Consider the following 22,447-nt stretch of genomic DNA (forward strand, 5'->3'; position numbering starts at 1 on the left):
GACTGGAATTGGCGGAGCCATTCAATCATTCAATCATTCAACATTCAAAATTTATATAAACTCCGCCAGCTCCAGCCAGCGGTCGGATTTTTGGGATAACTGGGCGTCAACCTCTTCGATTTCCCGCGCCCAGGCGGTAAGCTGTTCGTGGTTGCTGCTGCCGCTGTTCAGTTGCTGTAGTAACCCGCTTTTGCGTTGTTCGAGTTCCTCGATTTCCTTTTCTAACAATTCATATTCCTTTTGCTCTTTAAACGAGAGCTTTTTCTTAGCCGGTGGCGGTGTGGAAGCGGCTCCGGCCGTTTCGGTCGCGGGGGCTTTAGTTTCCGGCTTCCGGTCGGCGGCTTCGCTGACTTTGGGCTGTTCGGCCTTCCATTCCCGGTAGTCGGTGTAGTTGCCCGGATAATCCCGGATTTTGCCTTCACCTTCAAAGACGAACGTGTGCTCCACCAGCCGGTCCATGAAATACCGGTCGTGCGACACGAGCAGGATGCAGCCCGGAAACGAGAGCAAAAACTCCTCCAGCACGTTGAGCGTCGTGATGTCGAGGTCGTTGGTCGGCTCGTCAAGAATCAGGAAGTTAGGATTCTGTACCAGCACCAAAAGCAGTTGGAGGCGCCGTTTCTCCCCACCGGAAAGCTTATGAACAAAATCATATTGCTTTTTTCGATCAAAGAGAAAGTGCTGCAAAAACTGCGAGGCCGTGACGGTTTCGCCCGTTCCGAGCTTCATGACCTCGGCCACCTCCTGCACCACGTCGATCACCCGCATGTTTTCCGGAATGTCGAGGTCCGACTGGGTGTAGTACCCGATCTTGACGGTCCCGCCCGTGATGATTTTGCCCGAGTCCGGCCGGACTTCGTTGTTGATCATGTTCAGCAGGGTCGTTTTGCCCATGCCGTTCTTGCCGATGATGCCGATGCGGTCGGCCTTGCGGAAGGTGTAGGTGAAATGGTCGAGCAGCACCTTCTCGCCGTAGCGCTTGCTGACGTTTTCGAGTTCGATGATTTTGCTGCCGAGCCGCTGGGTCCGGATGTTCAGTTCCAGTTCGCTCTTGCCAAGCTTCTGGTGGGCCTTGTCCTTCACGTCTTCGAAGGCGTCGATGCGGTACTGCGCCTTGGTGCCCCGGGCTTTCGGCTGGCGGCGCATCCAGTCGAGTTCGCGGCGGTAGAGGTTTTTGGCCTTGTCGATTTCGGCGGCGGCAATGGCTTCGCGTTCTTCTTTTTTCTCCAGATAGTAGGCGTAATTGCCTTTGTAGCTGAACAGCGTCTGCCGGTCGAGTTCGACGATCTGGTTGCAGACCTTATCCAGAAAATACCGGTCGTGGGACACCATCAGCAGCGTCTGGTTCTGGGTCGTCAGGTAGTTTTCGAGCCACTCGATGGTTTCCAGATCGAGGTGGTTGGTCGGTTCGTCGAGGATAATCAGTTCTGGGTTTTCAATAATGACCCGCGCCAGGGCCACCCGTTTGCGCTGCCCGCCCGAGAGCGACCCGACCCGCTGCGTCACGTCGTGGATGCCCAGCACGCCCAGCACCTGCTTCATCTGCGTCTCGAAATCCCAGGCCTGCAGCGTGTCCATCTGCTGCATGGCGCGGTCCAGGCGGTCGTGGTTGCCTGATTCCAGCGCCAGTTCGTACTCCCGGATGGCGAGCAGGGCCGAATTCTCCCCCGAGAGGACAGTTTCGAGAACGGTGAGGGCGTCGTCCAGATGCGGCTGCTGTTCCAGCACGCCCACCGACACGTCTTTCCGGATGCTGACGATGCCTTCGTCGGGCGGCTGCAGACCGGCCAAAATGGAAAGCAGGGTGGATTTGCCCGTTCCGTTGGCGCCGACAATGGCTACTTTATCGCCCCGGCTGAGGCCGAAGGTCAGGTTCTGGAACAGGTATTTGTCGCCGTACGACTTGGCGATATTTTCGGCTGATAAAATATTCATGAATGTGGTAAAAGCTTTTTCTCGCAGATGTCCGCCGATTTGGTGACGCCGATTGTCGCTGATGAAACGTTCGTCAACGGTGAGCAGCGTCAATCGACGGCCAGTGTATGGGTCTGTAGAAGAACAAAATGGGTTAACCTTCGGCAGGTTAGAATAATTTTTCACAAAAATACAATGAAATCCCGTCACCTTTCTGCTTTTGACAGATAGCCTGGCTATTGGAAACCTGAATTATGCGCAGTACTGTACTTGTTGGATTGCTAAGCCTTGCCTGTTCCTTCACCGGACTGGCGCAGGGAACGTTGAAAAGTTATACGCAGGATATACCCGGAAGTGCTTTAAAGTACGAAATGGTCGCCCTTCCCGGCGGCAAATTTACGATGGGCAGCCCGGCGGCCGAGAAGGGCCGCAAGCCCGACGAAGGGCCGCAGCACGCGATGCAAATGGAACCGTTCTGGATGGGAAAGCTCGAAGTGACCTGGGACCTGTACGACCTGTTTGCGTTTGAGAACATGGAAAAGGAGATGGCGGCGCGCAATCCGGGATTCGACATGACCAAAATGAATGCCGTGACCCGTCCCAGCCCGCCGTACGTGGACATGTCGTTCGGCATGGGCCGCGAAGGGCACCCGGCGATCAACATGACGCAGTACGCGGCCATCAAGTTCTGCGCCTGGATGTACGCCAAAACGGGCATTTTCTACCGCCTGCCCACCGAAGCGGAATGGGAATACGCCTGCCGGGCGGGTACACAGACGGCGTATTCGTTCGGCAACGATCCGAAACTGCTCGACCAGTACGCCTGGTTCAACGGCAACAGCGGCGGGGCGTACAAGAAAGTAGGGCTGAAAAAACCAAACCCCTGGGGCCTCCACGACATGCACGGCAACGTGATGGAATGGACCCTCGACCAGTATTACCCGGATTATTACGCCAAAAAAGCGAAAGGCGAGGTAAAAGAGCCGTACGCGAAAGTGACGCAATTGTACCCGAATGCCGTTCGCGGCGGCTCGTGGGATGATGATCCGGCAGTTCTGCGCTCCGCCGCCCGGACGCCCTCCGCTCCGGCCTGGAAGATGCTCGATCCCCAGGCTCCTAAAAGCGAGTGGTGGCTGACCAGTGCGTCGTTTGTCGGTTTTCGGGTGGTACGACCCGCCAAAAAGCCGTCGGAAGAAGAAATCAAGGCGTATTATAACCCGCCTTTGATCGAGGAGTATTGATGACCGGTTGCTTATTGTTCTTAACTAGACGCTATTGATGGTATTTCTAAACCTTGTTCTTTATGTCTAACGAATCAAACCGTCGGGATTTTCTGAAACAATCCGGCTTGCTCACGGGGGGAGCCCTGTTGACGACCCTGCCTTCTTTTGCCTCTTCGTATGGGTTCCATAGCTCGGCCGATGATACCATCAAAGTGGCGCTCATTGGCTGCGGTGGCCGTGGAAAAGGGGCCGCTCTTCAGGCCTTGAAGAGCAGGCAAAATGTTAAAATTGTGGCGATTGCCGATGCCTTCCGTGATCGGTTGGACGACGCGTATAAAACCTTAAATCAAAATCCGGAGCTGGCTAAGCGGGTCGATGTGCCGGAAGAACGTAAGTTTGTCGGTTTCGATGCGTATCAAAAAGCCATTCCTTTGGCGGATGTTGTGATTCTGGCAACTCCTCCGGGTTTCCGGCCGATGATGTTTGAAGAAGCCGTGAAACAAAACAAACACGTCTTCATGGAAAAACCGGTAGCGACCGATGCGCCGGGTGTTCGTCGGGTGCTGGCGGCTGCGGAAGAAGCCAAGAAGAAAAAGCTGAACGTAGTCGTTGGCCTGCAGCGTCATTACCAGCCCAACTACCGCGAGATGATCAAACGGATTCACGACGGTGCTTTGGGCGACATCATCGGAGGCTCGGTTTACTGGGTCAGCGGGGGCGTCTGGGTGAAACCGCGTCAGGCTAACCAGACCGAAATGGAACACCAGATGCGGAACTGGTATTATTTCAACTGGCTCTGTGGTGATCACATCAACGAACAGCACATTCACAACATTGACGTTGCTAACTGGGTGAAGCGGGGCTATCCGGTGTCGGCACAGGGCACCGGCGGTCGTCAGGTCCGCACCGGCAAGGAATACGGCGAAATTTTTGACCACCACATTGTGGATTACGTCTACGAAGATGGAACGCTGATCAATAGCCAGTGCCGCCACTACGAAGGGACTTTCAGCAAAGTGGACGAGCAGTTCGTCGGTACGAAAGGCCGGGTCGATTCCTTCGGGCGACAAAGCATCCTGAAAGACCACAAAGGCGGTTCGATTTACACCCACAACGGCAAAGGCGACGGCGATCCGTACCAGATCGAGCACGACGAACTGTTTGCGGCCATTGCCAAGAACGAATACAAGTTCTGGGATGCCGAAAACGGCGCCAAAAGTACCATGACCGCGATCATGGGCCGTATGGCGACGTATTCCGGCAAAGTGGTTAAATGGGACGAAGCCCTCAATTCAAACATTGACCTCTTCCCGGCTAAACTCGCCTGGGACGCCATGCCGAAAGTTCTTCCCAACGCCGACGGCTTCTACCCCGTGGCCGTGCCGGGGAAAACCGTGACGGTGTAGATGAATGACTGAATGACCGAATGACTGATTAGCTTCGCAATGCTAAGATTTGCGGAGCTAATCAGTCATTCGGTCATTCAATCATTCAGTCATTTCAATTCTCATCTTCGGCAGGCTGCCCGGAAACGCTTCCTGCACGTAGGCCAGCAGTTTTTCGCGGACGATGCAGCGCAGGTCGAAGGCGGAGGGGGCGTCGAAGGAGGAGACGAGGACACGGACCTGCACGCAGGTCGGCAGGGTTTCGGTCACCTGTACGGCGAAGGACTGCTTGTCCCAAAGCGGCTCCTGCTCGACAATCTCCCGCGCTTTCTGGCGCAGTTGGTCCACCGGCACGGTATAGTCCAGGTGCAGCATGACGGCCCCGATGATGGTCGATTCGTTGCGGGTCCAGTTCTGAAACGGCGTCTCGACAAAATACGTAATCGGCAGAATCAGCCGTCGCCGGTCCCAGACCCGCACCACCACGTTCGTCAGGTTAATTTCTTCGATCCGGCCCCATTCGTTTTCCACCACCACCGCATCGTCCAGCCGAATCTGCTGGGTCAGGGCAATCTGAATGCCTGCCAGCAGGTTTGCCAGCGTTTTCTGCGCCGCAAAACCCACCAGGACGGACACAATACCGGCCGAGGTCAGGACGCTCAGGCCCAGTTTCCGGCTTCCCTGAAACGAAATCAGCAGCAGCGATACGCTGATGACAATCACCCCCAGCGACACGACCCGCCGGATAAAGTGCAACTGCGTAACGAACTTGCGCTGGGACAGATTGGCGTCCAGCGTGGTGTCGTATTTGCGGATAATGTACAGTTCGCCGACGCGCAGTAGCCTCAGAATGAGCCAGGTGGCAGCAATTAGAAACAGGATTTCGGAGAGCCGGTCCACGTTCGGATGGCGTCGTAGAAAAGTCCGGGACTGTAAGTTGGTGGCAATCAGGAAAAAAAGCGACGGGACAAACAGGTAGAAAGCCTGTTTGGCATTGAGCCGCAGGAGTTCAAGAAGACCGCTGGGCCGCCGCCGCTGAATAAAACTCGCAATCTGGGTGACAATGAAGCAGACGAGCAGGCCCGCTACAGACGCGGATACCAGCATCACCCAGCCGTTGCGGGTAAGCGTCCGCCAGGTCAGCTCCCAGTCGATGTTGTTCCAATAGTCAATGATGGGTTCCATAATACCGTACCGCCGGGACTTCGCACGGGCGAAAAGCCGGGTAGTGGGAAGAGATGTTTCCGGTAAAACTACAATTCTGCGTGATTTTGTTAAGGCTTTCTGCCAAAACGTTGCTGTACGGAGCTTTGAATGCTTTCACGCAGAGGACGTTGTGCGGCGGCTGTCCGGGCTTGCGTAACCCGCGCAATTTTAACCCCTGACGGAGTCGTTGCGCTCCTGAAGGCGCTCGGCCGTTCGGGCGGCTTTGGGGTCGGCAATGAGCTTGCCGCCGCGCACCGTGGCACCCAGCACCAGGCCCGCCGCCACCAGCACGAGGTTTTTGATAATGTACTGCCCTTCGAGCGTCGGAACCAGCAGCGGAATGGTCCAGCTTTCTTTCGGAAAAAAGACCAGAGGGAGAAATGTGCCGATCATTTGCAGAAACAGCAGACCGAGGGTGACGCGCATCCAGACGCCCGTCAGCAGGCCCAGCCCGATGGCCGTTTCCCAGGCCGCCAGCAGGGGACGCGAAATCTCAGGCTTGACATAACCGAGCGAAAGCACCGAGATCGTCCGGGTGGCCAGCGTTTCGGCGACGCTCGTGCTTGGAAAGAACTTCAGGATACCAAACCAGAAAAAGACAATACCGAGGGCCACGCGCAGCACCGTCAGGCCGTTCTGGGCCATCCAGTCCACGATTCGGGCATCCAGCCGCCGGACGGGCTTCGGGGCTTCACTTGTTTCCATAAGGTTGAGTGTTAGTAGTTCTCGCAGATGATCGCAGATTTTCAGCGCAGATTTTCGCAAAAAATCTGTACTAATGTGCGCCTTGAAATCAGCGATTATCGGCGAGAAACTTTTCTAAGCTATCCAACCCACAACCGTCAACCCGAACCGGTTGTTGATAAAAGTGAGGATTATGCCAGCAGCGGTTTCACCACCTTCCCGTGCACGTCCGTCAGCCGGTAGCGCCGCCCCTGGTGCTTGAAGGTCAGTTTTTCGTGGTCGACCCCCATCAGGTGCATGATGGTGGCCTGAAAATCGTGCACGTGCACGGGGTCGCGGGCGATGTTGTAGCCGAACTCGTCCGTTTCGCCGTAAACCATGCTCTTTTTGATGCCCGCCCCGGCCATCCAGACCGTGAAACAGCGCGGGTGGTGGTCACGGCCGTAATTATCCCTCGTCAGTTTGCCCTGCGAATAATTCGTCCGGCCAAATTCGCCGCCCCAGATGACGAGCGTTTCGTCGAGCAGACCGCGCTGCTTCAGATCCATAACGAGCGCCGCCGATGCCTGGTCTACACTTTTCGTCTGGATTTTGATGTCGTTGGGCAGATTGCCGTGCTGGTCCCAGCCCTGGTGGTAGAGCTGGACAAACTTTACATCTTTCTCAATGAGCTTCCGGGCCAGCAGGCAGTTGGCGGCAAACGTACCGGGCTTGCGGCTGTCGGGGCCGTAGAGGTCGAAAATGTAAGCGGGTTCTTTGGCAATATCGAGCGTTTCGGGCACGGAGGTTTGCATCCGGTAGGCCATTTCGTACTGCGCCATCCGGTGGTTGATCTCCGGGTCCAGCACCTGTTTGTACTGCTCCTGATGCAGCTTGCCGAGGTAGTCGAGCATGCGGCGACGGCTCGTTTTGTCGATGCCCGGCGGGTTGTTGAGGTAAAATACCGGATCCGGCCCCGACCGGAACACCACGCCCTGGTGCACGCTCGGCAGAAAGCCGTTGCTCCACAGCTTGGCGTACAGCGGCTGGTCGCCGTTGCGGCCCTTCGACAGCAGCACCACAAAAGCGGGCAGATTCTGGTTGTCGGACCCCAGCCCGTAGCTCACCCACGACCCGAAACTCGGCCGCCCGCCCTGCTGCGAACCCGTCTGAAAAAACGTCACGGCAGGGTCGTGATTGATAGCCTCGGTGTGCATGGTGCGGATGAAGCTCAGGTCGTCCACGATCCGGGACGTGTGCGGCAGCAGTTCCGACATCCACATCCGGCTTTGCCCGTACTGTTTGAACGAAAACCGGGAAGCGGCCAGCGGGAAACGGCTTTGTCCGGCCGTCATGCCCGTTAGGCGCTGCCCTTTCCGGACGGATTCAGGCAGGTCCTGCCCCCACATGGTCTCCAGTCGGGGCTTGTAGTCGAACAGGTCGAGCTGCGAAGGCGCGCCGCTCTGGAACAGATAGATCACCCGTTTGACTTTCGGCGGAAAATGGGGTTTGCCCAGCGCCCCGGTCTCGCTGCCCGAAGCGAACAGCTTGCCAGGGTTCAGCAGGGACGCCAGCGCCAGGGTGCCGATGCCCGCGCTCGTGCGACCGAGGAAGGTGCGGCGGCTCTGGATATCGTGGATTTCGTCTTCGAGGTCCATCTTGTGGCACGGAGCGGTGCCCCGTGTAGTTTTTATTGTTTTGAAAATCAAAGCGGAGCGGCGCTCCGCCTTACATTATCGCTTGACAATCGCCTCGTCAAAATTCATCACCGTACTGGCTACGACCGTCCGGGCGGCGAGCTCGGCGGGCGGCAGCTTTTTGTCCACCGGAAATTCGCCCACCGTCAGCAGTGCCTGCGCCCGTTTGGGGTTTTTCCGGAAATCGGCCAGTTCTTCGGCGTATAGTTGCCGCATCAGCGCCACCTCCTGCGGCCGCGCCGGCCGGCTCACCACCGCCTTAAAATAGGTATTGATCGCCGTCGCCACGTCCGCCGTGCCGAACGTTTTCTGCGCCAGCACCCGGGCCGCTTCCACAAACTGCGGGTCGTTCAGCGTCACGAGGGCCTGAAGCGGAGTCGAGGTTTTCTGACGCCGCACGGTGCAGGTATGCCGCTCCGCCGCGTCGAAATTGAGCATCATCGGCGGGGGCGACGAGCGTTTCCAGATGGTATACATGGAGCGCCGGTACAGGCTGTCGCCGTGGTTCTGCACGTATGTGGTGGTGTTGCGCGTGGCGAGCGCCTCCCAGATGCCCGCGGGCTGGTACGGGTGCACACTCGGTCCGCCGATCCGGCGCGTCAGCAGGCCGCTGGCCGCCAGGGCGTTGTCGCGAACCTGCTCGGCGGAGAGGCGGAAGTTCGGGCCGCGCGTCAGGTACGAATTGTCATAATCCGCCTCCCGAACGGCCGCCGGGGTGACGGACGACTGCCGGTACGTGGCCGACATCACGATCCGTTTGTGCAGGGCTTTGTAATTCCAGCCGCTTTCCCGGAAGGTCGCCGCCAGCCAGTCGAGCAGTTCGGGGTGGGTGGGGAGGTTGCCCTGGTTGCCGAAATCGTCGCTGGATTTGACCAGTCCCTGCCCGAAATACTGCTGCCACACCCGGTTGACCACCACCCGCGCAAACAGCGGGTTGTCTTCGTCCAGCAGCCATTGCGCCAGCCCAAGGCGATTTCTGGGGTATTTTTGAGGAAAAGCGGGCAACTGCGCGGGCGTGTTGGGGGAAACTTCTTCAGCCGGGGCATCGTACGAGCCGCGCTTCAGCACAAAGGTCCTGCGCGGAAACTTCCGTTCCCGCATCGTCATCACCTGATCGGCATTGGTGTACAGCATCAGCGCCTCGCCCCGCAGTTTCATGGCCCCATCGAAGGCGGCTTTATAACCCGGATCGACCGTTGTGACGTAGAAATTGTACAAACCGCTGCGCTGGGCCGGGGTTCGTTTGGCGGCCGGGGTACGGAGTGCGGTGGACAGCGCATCCGGCCCTCCGGCGAGTTGCGGCATCTCCAGTTCGGTCAGGGCGCGGTTGTAAATCCGCAGTTCGTCCACCGCAAAATCTTTGTAGAAATAGTCGTGCATCCGACCGATGTAGAACGAGTGCTGTGCCCAGTGGGTCTTGTCCTTGCCCCAGACGATGCTGTGCCGGAGGTTGTCGGTGATTACCTGCGTCCGCATCGGCCGCCCGTTCAGGTACAGCTTCAGGCCCGCCGTGCGCCCCGTGCCGTCGTAGGTCATGGCGATCTGGAACCACTTTTTTACCGGGACTTTGTCCAGCGATTCCACGTCCAGCGCGTTGTCGGGCCAGACGTGGCTGAGGGTCACCTTTACCCGCCCGTCTTTCAGCAAATCCATCTGATAGCCCCGCTGGCCGTCCATGGGGCCCGTGGTGCGTCCCATGAGGGTCATTTCCATACCCGGTTTCGCCAGATTGAACCAGCTGCTGAGCGTAAACGGCTGATTCTGTTCGAAAACGGCGAAATCGCCCGGCAGCTGAATCTGGCTGTCGCCCCGCAGGAACCGCGCCCGCCCGAAGCGACCCGGCACCGACAGGGCGTATTTTTCGGGGTCGCCGCCCAGGCGCGCCGGAACGGTGTCGTTGGCCCCGTTGATGAACAGATTGCGCGGGTCCTTGGCGAGTTCAGCGGCCGTTTTGGGCTTTTTCGGCTCTTTGGGCTTTTCGTATTTTTTGCCCATCGCTTCGGCCCGCTTCCGCTTTTCGTCGTCGAGCTTCTGTTCGGCTTTCCGCTTTTCCTCCTCCTGTCTGGTAAAGACCACGTAATCGACCTTGTCGGTTTCGTCGAAGGTATAATGCGCGATCAGGCCGGTTTTGAGGGATGAAACGGGCGTTTTTTCGGCCGCCGTCAGCCACTGCCCAAAGCGCTGCTGGTAGTCGGGGCGGGCCGGGTTCAGCTGCTGGTGGAGCGGCGTCAGTTTTTCCCGGATAAATTTCAATCGGGCGTCCGTTTCGGCACTCGTCAGGGTCACGGTCGGGGCGGCCTCGCCGTTGTATGGAATCTGGCCCCGGTCGTTGTTGCTGTTGAAGAAGGCAAAAAGCGAGAAATAATCTTTCTGCGAAATGGGGTCGTACTTGTGGTCGTGGCAGCGGGCGCACTCGACGGTCAGGCCCAGAAACGCCTTGCCGAAGGTGTTGGTGCGGTCGGCGACATACTCCACGCGGTATTCTTCGTCCACAATGCCGCCTTCCTGACTCTGCTGGTGGTTGCGGTTGAAGGCCGTCGCGACGAGCATGTCCCGGCTGGGCCTGGGCAGCATATCCCCCGCGAGCTGCCAGGTCGTGAAACGGTCGTACGACAGGTTCCGGTTAAAGGCCCGGATTACCCAGTCGCGGTAGGGCCACATGGTGCGCAGGCCGTCGTCCTGATAGCCGTGCGTGTCGGCGTAACGGGCCACATCGAGCCATTCGGCGGCCTGCCGTTCGCCGTAGTGGGGCGAGGACAGCAGCCGGTTCACCACTTTCTCGTAGGCGTTCGGGGAGTTGTCGGCCAGAAAGGCGTCCACCTCGGCGGGTGTCGGCGGCAGGCCCGTCAGGTCGAGGGAGACCCGGCGCAGCAGGGTGGCTTTGTCGGCTTCGGGGGCGGGACGCAGGGATGCAAGCGCGGGCATCTCGGCCCGGCGTTGCCAGACAAAACGGTCAATGTCGTTTTTCGCCCAGCCGTTGTCCTTCACCTGCGGCACGGCCGGTTTTTCGACTTTCGTCAGCGACCAGTGGGGTTTGTACTGGGCGCCCTGTTCGATCCAGCGGATGAGCAGCGCCTTTTCTTCCGCCGAAAGGGCAAGGTTCGACGACGGCTCGGGCATCATGTACTCGGGGTCGGTCGAGACGATGCGGTGGTAGAATTCACTTTTGGCGAGATTTCCGGGAACAATGGCCCGGTTGCCGCTTTCGGTCAGGGCTTCGTAGGCGCCTTCCGGCGTATCGAGGCGCAGTCCGGCCTTCTGCTTCGCTTTGTCCGGCCCGTGGCAGGCAAAACAGCGGTCCGACAGAATGGGCTTGATATGCAGATTGTAATCGACTTTTTCGGGCAGCGTGTGTTCCACCGCCACGATTTCGGCGGGTTTTTCCACATGACTGCACGCGCCCAGCAGCAGTCCGGCCAGGGCGTAAGCCGTCGAAAAACGCAATATCGACTGCCGGCTTTTCATGATAAGATAACGGGTTTAAGGTCAGGGCTTAGCAAAGATAAGGTTTTTGACTTATTATGCTAAGTTGTCAGAAGGTTTATCCTTCCCCTAAAAGGCCGGAGGAGTTGGTTTCTTAACCTTCGGGCGGCCGGTAAAAGCAAAATCTCCCGCTGAAAAAAAGGGCCGGAAAGCCCGCTTGGTAAAATCCGGCGGGCGTTTGAGCCTTTCCCGGTTCTGCTTCTGTTGAGCGTTTACCCGGCTCCTTTACCGGATGGACTACCGGAAAAGTGAACGGCAATTTTTTATGGTTAAAGAACTCTTTGAAATCAAAAAGTCAGACCGCCGCTGGGATTTTCCCGTGCTGGCGGGCCTGTGCGTGGGCATTCCCATGCTGGCGGGCTACCTGACGGGCAACCTGCCGGGCGGCAAGCTGGCTTCGATGGCCGGGCTGGTGATTCTTTACCTGCAATCGTCGAGTGTGGTGGTCCGGATGATCACGCTGATGAGCTGTTCGTTCGGCATCCTGGTTTCTTTTTCGCTGGGGCTGCTTTGCGGCTTCAACCCCTTTGTAGCCTCCGCTTTTCTGGGCGTGCTGGCCTTCACGGTGCATCTGGTGCTGTATTACCTGAAAATGACCCGTCCGCCCGGCAATTTTTTCTTCATCATGGTCGCTTCCGTGGCCCTTTGCATGCCGTACGATGTCCGGCTTATTCCCGAAAAAATCGGTTACGTGGCCATCGGAACGATGCTGTCCTGCACCCTGGGACTGGTTTACAGTATTCTCACGCTGTCGAAAACGAAGAGTGCGGCCGAGGTCATCAGCGTCGACAAGAACAAATACGTCAACTTTGTCGAATCGGTTACGTTCGGGCTGACTGTGGGCCTGTCGCTGCTGGTGGCGCAGTTGCTGAAACTCCAGAATCCGTACTGGGTGCCCACGACCTGTATGGCCGTGATGCAGGGCGTCAGTACGCGGCATGTCTGGCAGCGGAGCCTCCAGCGGGTGATCGGTACGCTGCTGGGGCTGGGTCTGGCCTGGGGCATTCTGCTCCTGAAGCCCACGCTGCTGGTGATGGCCCTCGGCATCATTGTGCTGCAAACGGTGGTCGAGTGGCTGGTGGTGCGCAACTACGGCATTGCGGTCATTTTCATTACCATCCTCACCATCTTTCTGGCCGAGTCGGGCGCTTCGCTGACCGCCAACCCGACGGAACTGATTACGGCCCGTTTGCTGGATATTGTCCTGGGAAGCCTCATCGGGGCCTTTGGCGGCTGGATGCTGTACAATGAGCGGCTACAGGACGTGGCGACCCGGCAGATGCGAAAAACGAAAATTGCGCTGACGAAAAGGCGTTAGGGGCGGGTCTGCTGCGCTTTCACCAACTCCGCTACGTCTACCATCGGGGCGACCCAGATGTCTTTTTCGTGCTGTTTCAGGTAGCGCAGCAGTTCGCGGTGCGCCGGTAGCGAAACGTTGAGGCCATGTCCGCCGCCCACGCCGTGAAAGCAGAACACCAGCAGACCCTGCCGGGCTTCGGCTTTCTTCACCTGCGCGATCAGCGCCTCACCCGACTGCCCGTTGACGATGAAGGCGTTGGTGTTGGTTAGGTCTACCTGGGCCGCCGGGGTGATGCCTGCCCGCACGCCCCGCGCCCCGACGAACAGCTCTTTCTGGCCGCTGAGGTAAGGCGTACCCCCGATTTTGGTATCGCCGCAGGGGTAGGCGAAGGTCCGTTTCGTTTTCCCGTCGATGGCAAACAGCAGGGCGTTCATAGCCCGGATGTCGGCCGTGATGCGTGGCAGGCTGTATTGGGTCAGGTCCGTATCCGGCTTGACGAACTCCCGCCCCGGCCGACCGCCTTCGCAGGGGTGCGTGAAGGTATGATTGCCCAGTTCGTGCCCGCTGGCCGCCGCCCGTCGCCAGCCGGGAATCTGCGCCTGAAGCGTGCCGAAAATGTCCGTGATGTAGAAAGTGCCCTTCAATCTGAGCGAATCCAGCGCCGGAATGGCATTGGTAAAATGCTCGTTGAGCGCATCGTCGTAGGTGAGCACCACCGCGCACCGCCTGCCGTTCCAGGGGCCGTTTTGCTGGGCGTGGGCCGAAACAGCTAGCGTCAGGAGCAGGGAAAAGAGGACAACGTGTTTTTTCATAAAAACGGGAGCTTCAGAGAACGGTCAGGTTCTTTCTTGTCAGGAAAGAAGAAACGAAGCGAATCTTAATCAGTTGTGGATATTTATGTTGGCTGCGATGATGGAATTCCTCATCCCTGAATCTGAATAAAGATTCAGGGCCGAGTTTGGAGGGAGTGGAGACTTTCTATACATTTGTATCGTACACGATATAATCTTATGCGATACAAATGAAAACGATTTATCAAACGACAGCAACGGCTGTAGGCGGCCGGGAGGGTCAGGTAAGCAGCGAAGACGGGGTGTTGACGCTGGAAGTACGCCCTCCGAAAGCGTTGGGTGGCCCTGCCGGGGACTTTACAAATCCGGAGCAGTTGTTCGCCGCCGGGTATGCGGCCTGCTTCGACAGTGCGCTGAACATGGTGGCGCGTTTGCGGAAAGTTAAGATTACTTCCAGCGTTTCCGCGACCGTTTCTCTCCAAATGGCCGACGCGACAAGCTTCAACATTGCCGTCGATTTGGCGGTTCGGATGGAAGGTACGGACCGGGCTACGGCTCAGGAACTGCTTGAGCAGGCTCACGCGGTCTGTCCGTATTCAAAAGCGATTCGGAATAATGTGGTTGTGACCCTGCACTTACAGGAGTAATGGACCAAAACGGGATTGCCGGGAATAATCAGGCAGGGACATCCACCTTTCAGAAGGTGGGTAGGGTATTGCTGGGGCTGAATCTGGCCTTTGCCGGGACAAGCCATCTCACCTGGGCACGAACCGAGTTTCTGGCGCAGGTGCCTCCCTGGCTGCCTCTGGATGGGGATCTGGTAGTTGTGCTGTCGGGTATCGTTGAAATTACCCTCGGGCTGGCGCTGGTATTCTGGTTCAGTCAGCGGTTTCTGGTCGGGTGGGTTGTCGCGGCTTTTTTTGTCGCCATCTTTCCGGGCAACATCGCTCAGCTGGTGCACCACCGGGACGCCTTCGGACTGAATTCGGATCTGGCGCGCACGGTTCGGCTGTTTTTTCAGCCGGTGCTGGTGATCTGGGCACTCTGGGCGACGGGCGCGTGGCAGACGTGGCGAGCTCGAAAACGGACGTCTTGGAAATGATTTCGGCTGAAATGGGTACCTTTATTCGTTAGACCTGACGAATAAAGATTTAGATCATGATGGTAGAACAACTCAAACTGGAAAATCAGGTTTGTTTTCCGGTCTATGCCGCCTCGCGCCTGATTATCCGGGAATACCAGCCTCATCTGGAGAAACTGGGCCTCACTTACCCGCAGTATCTGGTGCTGCTGGTGCTCTGGGAGACGGACGGGATTTCTATTTCGGAAATCACCCAGCGGTTGCTGCTGGAGACCAATACCATCACACCCCTGCTCAAGCGCATGGAGGCCATGAAACTGCTGGAACGCCAGCGCTCCACGGAAGACGAGCGGAAAGTGATTATCAAACTGACCCCCAAAGGCCGGGACTTACAATCCGCCGCCGCTTCGATTCCGGAAGAATTAGTGAAGGGGTTACGGTCGGAAGAGCTGTCCGTCGAGGGGCTGATTCAGATGCGAGACCAGTTGCAGGGGCTTATCCGGATGTTGTCCAGCAAATAAGGGCATTGCTGATTCCGGCAATGTCCAAAGCGAACCTGCCATTTCCCGTAAAAAAAGGCGAAACGGGTGTTACGGTTGCTCTTTGGCCGTTTCTTCACTTTTCACCATCTCCGCAATTATCTTTTCGTCCAAACCCGTATTGGCTTCCAGGCCCGGCACCGCTTTTTTCAGATTCGCCACGCCGGTTTCGGTCACCTTGGTCTGCCAGAGGTAGACGGTTTTCAGCGACTTCAAGCGGCTCAGGCTTTGCAGACCGGCGTCGGTGACCGCCGTACCGTAGAGATTCAGGTATTCGAGGTAGGGCAGGACTTTGAGACTGGCGAGACCGGCGTCGGTGACCGCCGTGCCTTCGAGGTGAAGCTTTTGCAGGTTTTTGAGCCGGGCTACCTGCGTGAGGGTGGCGTCGGTGATCTGGGTGTCGCCCAGCTTCAGCCAGACGATCTGTTCGCTCAATTTGCCCAGTAGCGCGGCCTGTGCGTCGCTGAACGAGCGGGCGTTCACGGCGCTTACCTCCAGCAGATTCTGGTCTTTCGCCAGCGGCAGCACCAGCAGGCCGGTCTTTTTCAGTTCTTCGACCGCCTTTGCGTCCGGAGCGGCCACCTTCAGCGCCAGCACCGGCGATTCACCAGTCTTCATTTTTAATTCTTCCTCATTCGTCCCACCCCCGCTGCCCAGCGACGCCAGCGCCGGTTTCACCGCTTCGTCCACTTTCAGCTGAGCGACTTTCTTGTCAAACGGCGCGCCTTCGTTGATCCACCAGCGCAGCAGGGCAAGCTGGTTTTCGGTCAGCTGCGTTTTGCCTTTGGGGGGCATGTGGTCGTCGTCTTCCAGCGGCAGCAGGCAGCGTTTCAGCATTTCGCTTTCGTCGGCCTTGCCCGGCACGAAAATAGGGCCTTCCTCGCCGCCTTTCCGGAGCATTTCGGGCGTGTCCATCCGCAAATCGCCCTTCGCCTTCTGCGGATTGTGGCACTGCACACAGCGGGTTTTCAGAATGGGATTCACAATCTGCTCGTACACCAGCGCCTCGTTGACGTTCTCAATCGGCTTGAGGGCCAGCACGTCTTCCTCGCGCGGCGGAATCCCGGCCAGCGTCCGGATCGGCTCGGGCGTGTACTGCGTCAGGTAATCGGTGCCGTGGGTGAGCGAGCCGCCATGATGCCCCGCCACCATCAACAGCAGCAGCGACAAGGCCAGCGCGGGCACGTACAGGGCCGAACTGAAAGGGATTTTTTCGGAAAAACGATCGGACTTCACCGCCCAGGCCACCCAGGCAAACGCCGCTACGCCGATGCCCTGCCACTGGTGTTCCTCCAGCAATTCGGCCTCGTAGCCGCCGCCCAGCGACAGGAAGTACCCGAAGACGCAGGCCACCGTGGCGCTCACCGCCGACCAGAACAGAATGGCCGTGAGGGTGCTGGCGCTGAAGCTGATCCGCCCCGTCAGCCGCCCGAGTTCGAGCAGCCCGGCCACCATCAGGAAACCAATCGGCAGGTGGACGATCAGCGGGTGAAAGCGGCCGAAGAAAAGTAACCAGTCAGAGGGGGCGGTGGCTTGAAGGAGCAGGCTCATGTAGATTCAGATTCAGCCGCATGACGGCTTGTAACGATACTTCCTAAAGGCGGAAATTTCGGGTAAATACTGATGCGGCTTCGATTGGAAGGGTCTGGTTCACGCAGATTTACGCGGATTTTTCCCGCAGATTCTCCCAGATTATTTCTGCGAAAATCTGCGGGAAAATCCGCGTAAATCTGCGTGAACCCCTGGGCGCCCGCTCAGGCAATCCGCTCCAGCTTCACCGGATACGTTTTTTTCGACGCCCACTGCGCCACGTACAGGCTTTCGTCTTCGTCCACCAGCACATCGTGCGGATGCAGAAAACTGGCAAACGTGCGGTCCTTGCGCTGTTCCTGCAACTGCCCGTTCTGGTACACCGGAGCCGAGCCGCCCGGCGTGGACACCACCTTGTCGGCCTTGTCCAGAATCTGCACGTAACCCGAATCCGGGTAGGCGTCCGAAGTGCTGCGGAAGACGGCCGCAAAGAGCATATCGCCGTGCAGAACGGGGCGGCAGACGTACGAGCCGGGCAGCGAGATGGTCGAAAGGTATTTTCCGTCCAAAGTAAAACGCTTGATAGCGTTGCGGCGGCGGTCGGTGACGAGCAGCGTGGGGTTGGCTTTGTTGCGGGTATCGACCAGCACGCCGTGGCAGCAGTCGAAATGCCCGTTTTCGGTCCCTTTCCCGCCAAAATACCGGATCAGTTTACCGTTGCGGTCGTACTGCATGACGTAGTTGGAGCCGTAGCCGTCGGCCACGTAAATGTCGCCGTTCGCGGGGTTGACGGCCGTTTCGGTCGGTTTGAACTGCGCGGGATGGGCGTAGACGCCGGTTTCGCGCGGGTAATCCAGTTTCAGCAGTTCCTTTCCTTTTAGGTCGGTTTTGATGACCTGGTGCCGGTCGGGGTCGCAGATGAACAGCACCTGTTCGCCGCCTTCGCTGGCCAGCGTCAGGCCGTGGGCACCGGGATAGGCGTTGCCCCAGCTGTCGAGTAGTTTGCCCGATTTGTCGTAGATCAGGACGTTGTTGCGGGTCTCGTTGGTGAGCAGCAGAATCCGGCCTTTGGCGTCCTGCACCATCTCGTGGCAGTCGTTGACGGGGTTTTTGCCCGCGTCCAGCACGCCCCAGTTCGGGACGGCCCGGTAGCGGTGCGAGTTGTGCCCGACGACGATCTCGTCCCCTTTCGGCTGTTTACCGAAGAGAACATTCGGAAAGCTGACGGCGGCGGCCAGCGTGGCAGTCTGCGCCAGGAAGACGCGGCGGGTTGGGTGGTTCATGGGGTTCAGGAAAGGTAGGGATCAGGCGGCTTGTCTGACGTGCAGGTGGACATCAAGTCCGGCATCTTCTAGCAATTGCGTCAGTTCTTCAAGGTACCGCTCACGCAATTCAGTGTATTGCTGGATGGCAAACCGGTCACGGTCCGCTTCTTCGATCGCTTGATGGCGGGCGATGGCTGCCGTGGTGCGTTGAATCAATTCGAGTAATCGAGCAATGAACAAGCCGCGCTCGTGCTCATCCCGTGGTTGTTCCATAGTCAGTATCGAATTACGATAAAACCTTTATTCCGATTGTCTCTTGTTCCGCTGAACTGAAAAAGCCAGTCGGCACGGTCCAGGACGTACAGGTGATGCAGCCGGTGGTTTTCGGGAAAAGTTTTTACAAAATAACCGTCAATTTGTTTTTTTCGACTAATCCGCTGCTGCCTTAGCTCGTTAATGATCGGCTCATGCTGCGTATACTGATTATAAGGGACGAACGTAACCACGTCAATATCCTTTGGATTCAGCTTTCGGGTAACAAAACTACCGTCAATCCACTGGGTAAATCCACCGGGGAGCCACTGTTTCAACTCCTGAACGTACGCACAATAATGCAAAAACAATTCCCGGCGGGATGCCGAGGCTGGAAACGCGGCGACAAATTCCTGCTCGAACGTTTCCAAATCCGCTAAAATCGGTTCGTAGGGCAGCAGGTGCCCGTATTCGTCAAACTGCATACAAGTTCGGTGGACAAACGTCTGTGCTACGACAGTTCCAGAAAACCATCCGCGCGGATGCCGCGCTCTTCCAGTTCCCAGTCCCGGTACCGGATCAGTTCGTACACGCTGGACCAGAGCGGGCGGTTGGCGTACCAGAATTCCGGGTCGATGGTCAGTACACTCTGTAAAAGATCGCCGGGGTAAAAATCTCCCTCTGCAAACAGATTGCCGCCCAGCTTTTCGATCGCCAGCGGGACCAGGTGGGACAGGGCGGCCTTGTGGGCGATCAGCAGGCGGATGTCTTCCACTGTAAAGCGGGCCAGCGGCGTGCGCCAGAGGGCATACAGCCGCTGTCCGGTATGGTCGTCGAAGTCCGGTTCCGGCCAGCTTCGCTGTTCAATGGTTTCGAGGGTTTGTTCTTTCCAGGTGGTTTCCATGCTTTTTTACTTATTCGCGTCGGCTACACTGCCCGCCGCGTAGGCACTGCCCCGCAGCAACTGGCCGGGCCGCTTTCCGTTGTGCCGACCGTCTTCAATGACCGGCTCGCCGTTGACCAGCACGTACGAGAATCCTTTGGCGTAGCCATGCGGCGCGTCGTAGGTGGCGCCGTCGGCCACGGTATTTTCGTCAAAAACTACGAGGTCCGCCGCGTAGCCCGGCCGCAGCAGGCCCCGGTCCGCCAGTCTGAAGCGCTGGGCGGGCAGGGAGGTCATCCGGCGGACGGCATCTTCCAGACCCAGCACCTTCTGTTCGCGTACGTAATGGCCCAGCACGCGGCTGTTGGTGCCGTAGGCGCGCGGATGCGGCATTCCCGACCCAAACCGCACGACCCCGGCATCGGAGGCAATCATCGTGTTCGGATACCGCATGATGGTGGTCACGTCCTCTTCCGACATGGTGTGGTAGACCATCTGAATCCGCTGGAGGTTAGCTTTTTCCATCAGCTCCAGAATCAGTTCGGCCTCCGTTTCCAGGTTTGCCTTGCGGCCCATCTGCCGGTTGATGGCCGTGATGCTCTTGCCGTTGAGGGTGGTATCTGCGCGGTAGTAGGCCACCACGGCGTATTCGTAGTTCTTGCGCTCGCTTTTTTTGAGGGCCGTCACCATTTCGTTGCGGATTTTGGTGCGGGTCGCTGCGTCGCGGAGCCGGGCGAGTAGGGCCGAGTCGCCGTCGGCCAGCGCCCAGGAGGGGAGCATGGTTTCGAGCGAAGTGCTGGACGCCGTGTACGGGTACTGGTCCACGGTCACGTCGATGCCTTCGCGGCGGGCGGCCTCCACCATGCCGACCGTTTCGCGGCTGGCGCCCCAGATGGGCTTGCTGGCGACTTTAAAATGCGAAATCTGAATCGGAATGCGGGCTTCACGGCCAATCTGAATGGCTTCGGCAATGGCTTTGCGGACCTCCTGGCCTTCGGTGCGGATATGCGAGGCGTAGACGCCACCGTAGCGCGCCGCCACTTTGGCCAGCCCCACGATTTCGCCCGTTTTGGCCCAGGTGCCGGGTTTGTAGATGAGCCCGGTCGAGAGGCCCACGGCGCCCTGTTTCATGGCTTCTTCCACGAGGCGCTCCATTTCGGCCTGTTCGCGGGCGGTAGGGTCGCGGAAGGCCGTTTTCATCACTTTCAGCCGGACGGTATTATGGCCGATCATGGCCGCGACGTTGGGCGAAACGCCCGTCAGCGCCAGCGAGTCGAAAAAGGCCCGCAGGCTGGTGGCCGACCCGCCGCAGTTGCCCGTGATGAGTGTGGTGACCCCGTCGTACAGGAAATTTTCGGCCCCCGGCCGCGGCCCGATGCTGCTTTCCAGATGCGTGTGGACATCGATGAAACCGGGCGCAACGATCTGGTTTCGGGCGTCGATGACCCGTTTGCCCTCCGCCGCCGGGATGGCGCCGATCCGGGTAATCCTGCCCGCCCGAATGCCGATGTCGGCGTGGTACCAGGCGTTTCCGGTGCCGTCAACGACCCGGCCGTTGCGGATGACGAGGTCGTACGTCTGGGCACGGGCCGTTAAGGTCATCAATACGAAGAGGAGTAAACGTAGTGTTGGCATTACGAAAGAGTTAGGTTGCTACAAGGTAGCAAAAGAACCGCGGGATGTCTACACAAAAGGCCCTTCCGGCCGCAAAGAAGCCTTTCTTTCGCCGAAAATCCGCTGAATCCGGGGTCGGGAGGACCAAACCGGTTCAGCGGGAGAGGAATAGAGTAAGTACGGTCCGGTGGCGGCTTTTTACGAAAATATCCAAAGACTAACCGCCTTTCCGCAACCCTTACTCGTATGAATAACCTCACCATCGACCGGCGGCGCTTCCTCAGCGCGTCGGCGGCACTGGCTCTGACCGCCTACGGAGCCAACGGCATGAACATGCTCCATCCGACGGCCCAGACCTACCGCGTTGGCCTGATCGGCACGGGCTGGTACGGCAAAAGTGACCTCTTTCGCCTTATTCAGGTAGCACCCGTGGAGGTTGTCGCCCTCTGCGATGTGGATAAAAACATGCTCGAAGCGGCCGGTAAACTCGTCAGCCAGCGGCAGAAATCCGGCAAGGTGCCTAAACTATACGGCGATTACCGGAAGATGCTGGACGAAAATAAAATGGACATTGTCCTGATCGGTACGCCCGACCACTGGCACGCCCTGCAAACCATCGACGCCCTGAAATCCGGAGCGCATGTGTACGTGCAGAAGCCCATCAGCGTGGACGTGATGGAAGGCGAAGCGATGGTGGCCGCCGCCCGCAAATACAACAAAGTGGTGCAGGTCGGCACGCAGCGCAAAAGCACGCCGCACCTCATCGACGCCAAGAAAAAAATCGTGGAGACAGGGCTGCTCGGCAAAGTCGCCCACGTCGAAATGTGCTGCTACTTCCACATGCGGGCCAACGGAAACCCGGAGACCCAGGCGGTTCCGGCCTTTCTGGACTACGAGATGTGGACCGGCCCCGCTCCCCTGCGCCCCTACGACGGACTGCCGCACATCCGCTGGTGGCGGACCTTCAACGAGTACGGCAACGGCATCATGGGCGATATGTGCGTCCACATGCTCGATACGGTCCGGTGGATGCTGGGGCTGGGCTGGCCGAAAAAAATCTCGTCCACGGGCGGGGTGTACGTGCAGAAAGAAGGCAAATCGAACATCGCCGACACCCAGACGGCCGTTTTCGAATACGACAACCTCAACTGCGTCTGGACTCACCGCTCCTGGGGGACACCCGCCAATGCCGATTACCCCTGGTCGCTGACGATTTACGGCGACAAAGGAACGCTGTACGCCAGCACCATGCAGTACGACTTTGTGCCCGTTGACAAAAAGGTCGAAAAGATTCACAAGGACGTGGTCTACGAAAAGGAAAAATACCCCGAAGACCAGACCGAGGAACGCATCGAACTGAACGCCGCCCCGGCCACGCGCCTGCACATGCTCGACTTCCTGAGCGCTATCGAGAAAAAAAGCCGCCCGGTGGCCGACATCGAGGAAGGCCATATCTCCACGGCCAGCTGCATTCTGGCGAATATTTCCATGAAAGTCGGCCGCCCGCTGGTGTACGATCCGCAGAAACGCGAAGTCGTCGGCGACAAAGAGGCTACGGCGCTGCTCAAGCGGCCCTACCGCGCCCCGTGGAAGCATCCCGAACCGGCGCGGGTATAAACAA

The 22,447-nt window shown here is 58.3% G+C and carries 19 protein-coding genes; 7 read left to right on the top strand and 12 right to left on the bottom strand.

Translation table 11 applies throughout. The features are described 5' to 3' along the window. Positions 1 to 51: 51 nt before the first annotated feature. On the bottom strand, positions 52 to 1,935 hold the full coding sequence (locus ORG26_RS14345) for an ABC-F family ATP-binding cassette domain-containing protein (protein WP_266362906.1): 1,884 nt from the start codon (positions 1,933 to 1,935) through the stop codon (positions 52 to 54). A gap of 233 nt (positions 1,936 to 2,168) precedes the next feature. Here ORG26_RS14345 and ORG26_RS14350 point away from each other — a divergent pair, with 233 nt between their 5' ends. Both ORG26_RS14350 and ORG26_RS14355 read left to right on the top strand, forming a co-directional pair. Beyond that, entirely contained in the window at positions 2,169 to 3,155 is a 987-nt protein-coding gene (locus tag ORG26_RS14350; RefSeq protein ID WP_266362908.1) for a formylglycine-generating enzyme family protein, read from the top strand. Between the two features lie 62 nt (positions 3,156 to 3,217). After that, entirely contained in the window at positions 3,218 to 4,543 is a 1,326-nt protein-coding gene (locus ORG26_RS14355; protein WP_266362910.1) for a Gfo/Idh/MocA family oxidoreductase, read from the top strand. Positions 4,544 to 4,624: 81 nt separating this feature from the next. On the opposite strand, the gene ORG26_RS14360 is transcribed toward ORG26_RS14355, so the two are convergent. From ORG26_RS14360 to ORG26_RS14375, 4 genes are all read right to left on the bottom strand, one after another. Beyond that, positions 4,625 to 5,707, bottom strand: a complete 1,083-nt coding sequence (locus ORG26_RS14360; protein WP_266362912.1) for a mechanosensitive ion channel family protein — start codon at positions 5,705 to 5,707, stop codon at positions 4,625 to 4,627. A gap of 189 nt (positions 5,708 to 5,896) precedes the next feature. After that, positions 5,897 to 6,433: a DoxX family membrane protein gene (locus tag ORG26_RS14365; RefSeq protein ID WP_266362914.1), complete on the bottom strand. Its 537-nt coding sequence runs from the start codon at positions 6,431 to 6,433 to the stop codon at positions 5,897 to 5,899. A 170-nt stretch (positions 6,434 to 6,603) separates the two neighbouring features. Beyond that, positions 6,604 to 8,049 carry a DUF1501 domain-containing protein gene (locus ORG26_RS14370; RefSeq protein ID WP_266362916.1) on the bottom strand — a complete coding sequence of 482 codons (1,446 nt, stop codon included), beginning with the start codon at positions 8,047 to 8,049 and terminating at the stop codon, positions 6,604 to 6,606. Positions 8,050 to 8,124: 75 nt separating this feature from the next. Further along, positions 8,125 to 11,553, bottom strand: a complete 3,429-nt coding sequence (locus ORG26_RS14375; RefSeq protein WP_266362918.1) for a DUF1553 domain-containing protein — start codon at positions 11,551 to 11,553, stop codon at positions 8,125 to 8,127. A 283-nt stretch (positions 11,554 to 11,836) separates the two neighbouring features. Between ORG26_RS14375 and ORG26_RS14380 the strand changes: the two genes are divergently transcribed. Further along, a complete protein-coding gene (locus ORG26_RS14380; RefSeq protein ID WP_266362921.1) occupies positions 11,837 to 12,889 on the top strand; it encodes an FUSC family protein in 1,053 nt (350 codons plus the stop codon). On the opposite strand, the gene ORG26_RS14385 is transcribed toward ORG26_RS14380, so the two are convergent. Next, the gene (locus ORG26_RS14385; RefSeq protein ID WP_266362923.1) at positions 12,886 to 13,683 is read right to left on the bottom strand and encodes a polysaccharide deacetylase family protein; all 798 of its coding nucleotides are present in this window, start codon (positions 13,681 to 13,683) and stop codon (positions 12,886 to 12,888) included. The genes ORG26_RS14380 and ORG26_RS14385 overlap by 4 nt on opposite strands. 209 nt (positions 13,684 to 13,892) lie before the next feature. Between ORG26_RS14385 and ORG26_RS14390 the strand changes: the two genes are divergently transcribed. The 3 genes from ORG26_RS14390 to ORG26_RS14400 are packed head-to-tail and all read left to right on the top strand — an operon-like array spanning position 13,893 to position 15,264. Next, positions 13,893 to 14,309, top strand: coding sequence for an organic hydroperoxide resistance protein (locus ORG26_RS14390; RefSeq protein ID WP_266362925.1), 417 nt, complete (start codon positions 13,893 to 13,895; stop codon positions 14,307 to 14,309). Next, positions 14,309 to 14,764, top strand: a complete 456-nt coding sequence (locus ORG26_RS14395) for a DoxX family protein (RefSeq protein WP_266362927.1) — start codon at positions 14,309 to 14,311, stop codon at positions 14,762 to 14,764. Before ORG26_RS14390 ends, ORG26_RS14395 begins: the two co-directional genes overlap by 1 nt. A gap of 56 nt (positions 14,765 to 14,820) precedes the next feature. Beyond that, positions 14,821 to 15,264: a MarR family winged helix-turn-helix transcriptional regulator gene (locus tag ORG26_RS14400; RefSeq protein WP_266362929.1), complete on the top strand. Its 444-nt coding sequence runs from the start codon at positions 14,821 to 14,823 to the stop codon at positions 15,262 to 15,264. 69 nt (positions 15,265 to 15,333) lie between these two features. Here ORG26_RS14400 and ORG26_RS14405 read toward each other — a convergent pair whose 3' ends face one another. The 6 genes from ORG26_RS14405 to ORG26_RS14430 all read right to left on the bottom strand — a co-directional run bounded on the left by ORG26_RS14405 (position 15,334) and on the right by ORG26_RS14430 (position 20,847). Beyond that, positions 15,334 to 16,833: a c-type cytochrome domain-containing protein gene (locus ORG26_RS14405; protein ID WP_266362931.1), complete on the bottom strand. Its 1,500-nt coding sequence runs from the start codon at positions 16,831 to 16,833 to the stop codon at positions 15,334 to 15,336. Between the two features lie 203 nt (positions 16,834 to 17,036). Further along, positions 17,037 to 18,095: an NHL repeat-containing protein gene (locus tag ORG26_RS14410; RefSeq protein ID WP_266362933.1), complete on the bottom strand. Its 1,059-nt coding sequence runs from the start codon at positions 18,093 to 18,095 to the stop codon at positions 17,037 to 17,039. A gap of 21 nt (positions 18,096 to 18,116) precedes the next feature. Next, positions 18,117 to 18,350 (bottom strand): hypothetical protein, encoded by a 234-nt coding sequence (locus tag ORG26_RS14415; protein ID WP_266362935.1) that lies wholly within the window; start codon positions 18,348 to 18,350, stop codon positions 18,117 to 18,119. Positions 18,351 to 18,352: 2 nt separating this feature from the next. Next, positions 18,353 to 18,814, bottom strand: coding sequence for a DUF6932 family protein (locus tag ORG26_RS14420; RefSeq protein WP_266362937.1), 462 nt, complete (start codon positions 18,812 to 18,814; stop codon positions 18,353 to 18,355). A gap of 26 nt (positions 18,815 to 18,840) precedes the next feature. Then, entirely contained in the window at positions 18,841 to 19,233 is a 393-nt protein-coding gene (locus ORG26_RS14425) for a contact-dependent growth inhibition system immunity protein (RefSeq protein ID WP_266362939.1), read from the bottom strand. A 6-nt stretch (positions 19,234 to 19,239) separates the two neighbouring features. Further along, the gene (locus ORG26_RS14430) at positions 19,240 to 20,847 is read right to left on the bottom strand and encodes an N-acyl-D-amino-acid deacylase family protein (RefSeq protein ID WP_266362940.1); all 1,608 of its coding nucleotides are present in this window, start codon (positions 20,845 to 20,847) and stop codon (positions 19,240 to 19,242) included. A 225-nt stretch (positions 20,848 to 21,072) separates the two neighbouring features. Between ORG26_RS14430 and ORG26_RS14435 the strand changes: the two genes are divergently transcribed. Continuing rightward, a complete protein-coding gene (locus ORG26_RS14435; protein ID WP_266362941.1) occupies positions 21,073 to 22,443 on the top strand; it encodes a Gfo/Idh/MocA family protein in 1,371 nt (456 codons plus the stop codon). The last annotated feature ends 4 nt before the right edge of the window (positions 22,444 to 22,447 follow it).

The sequence above is a fragment of the Tellurirhabdus rosea genome (assembly GCF_026278345.1).
GTDB lineage: Bacteria > Bacteroidota > Bacteroidia > Cytophagales > Spirosomataceae > Tellurirhabdus > Tellurirhabdus rosea.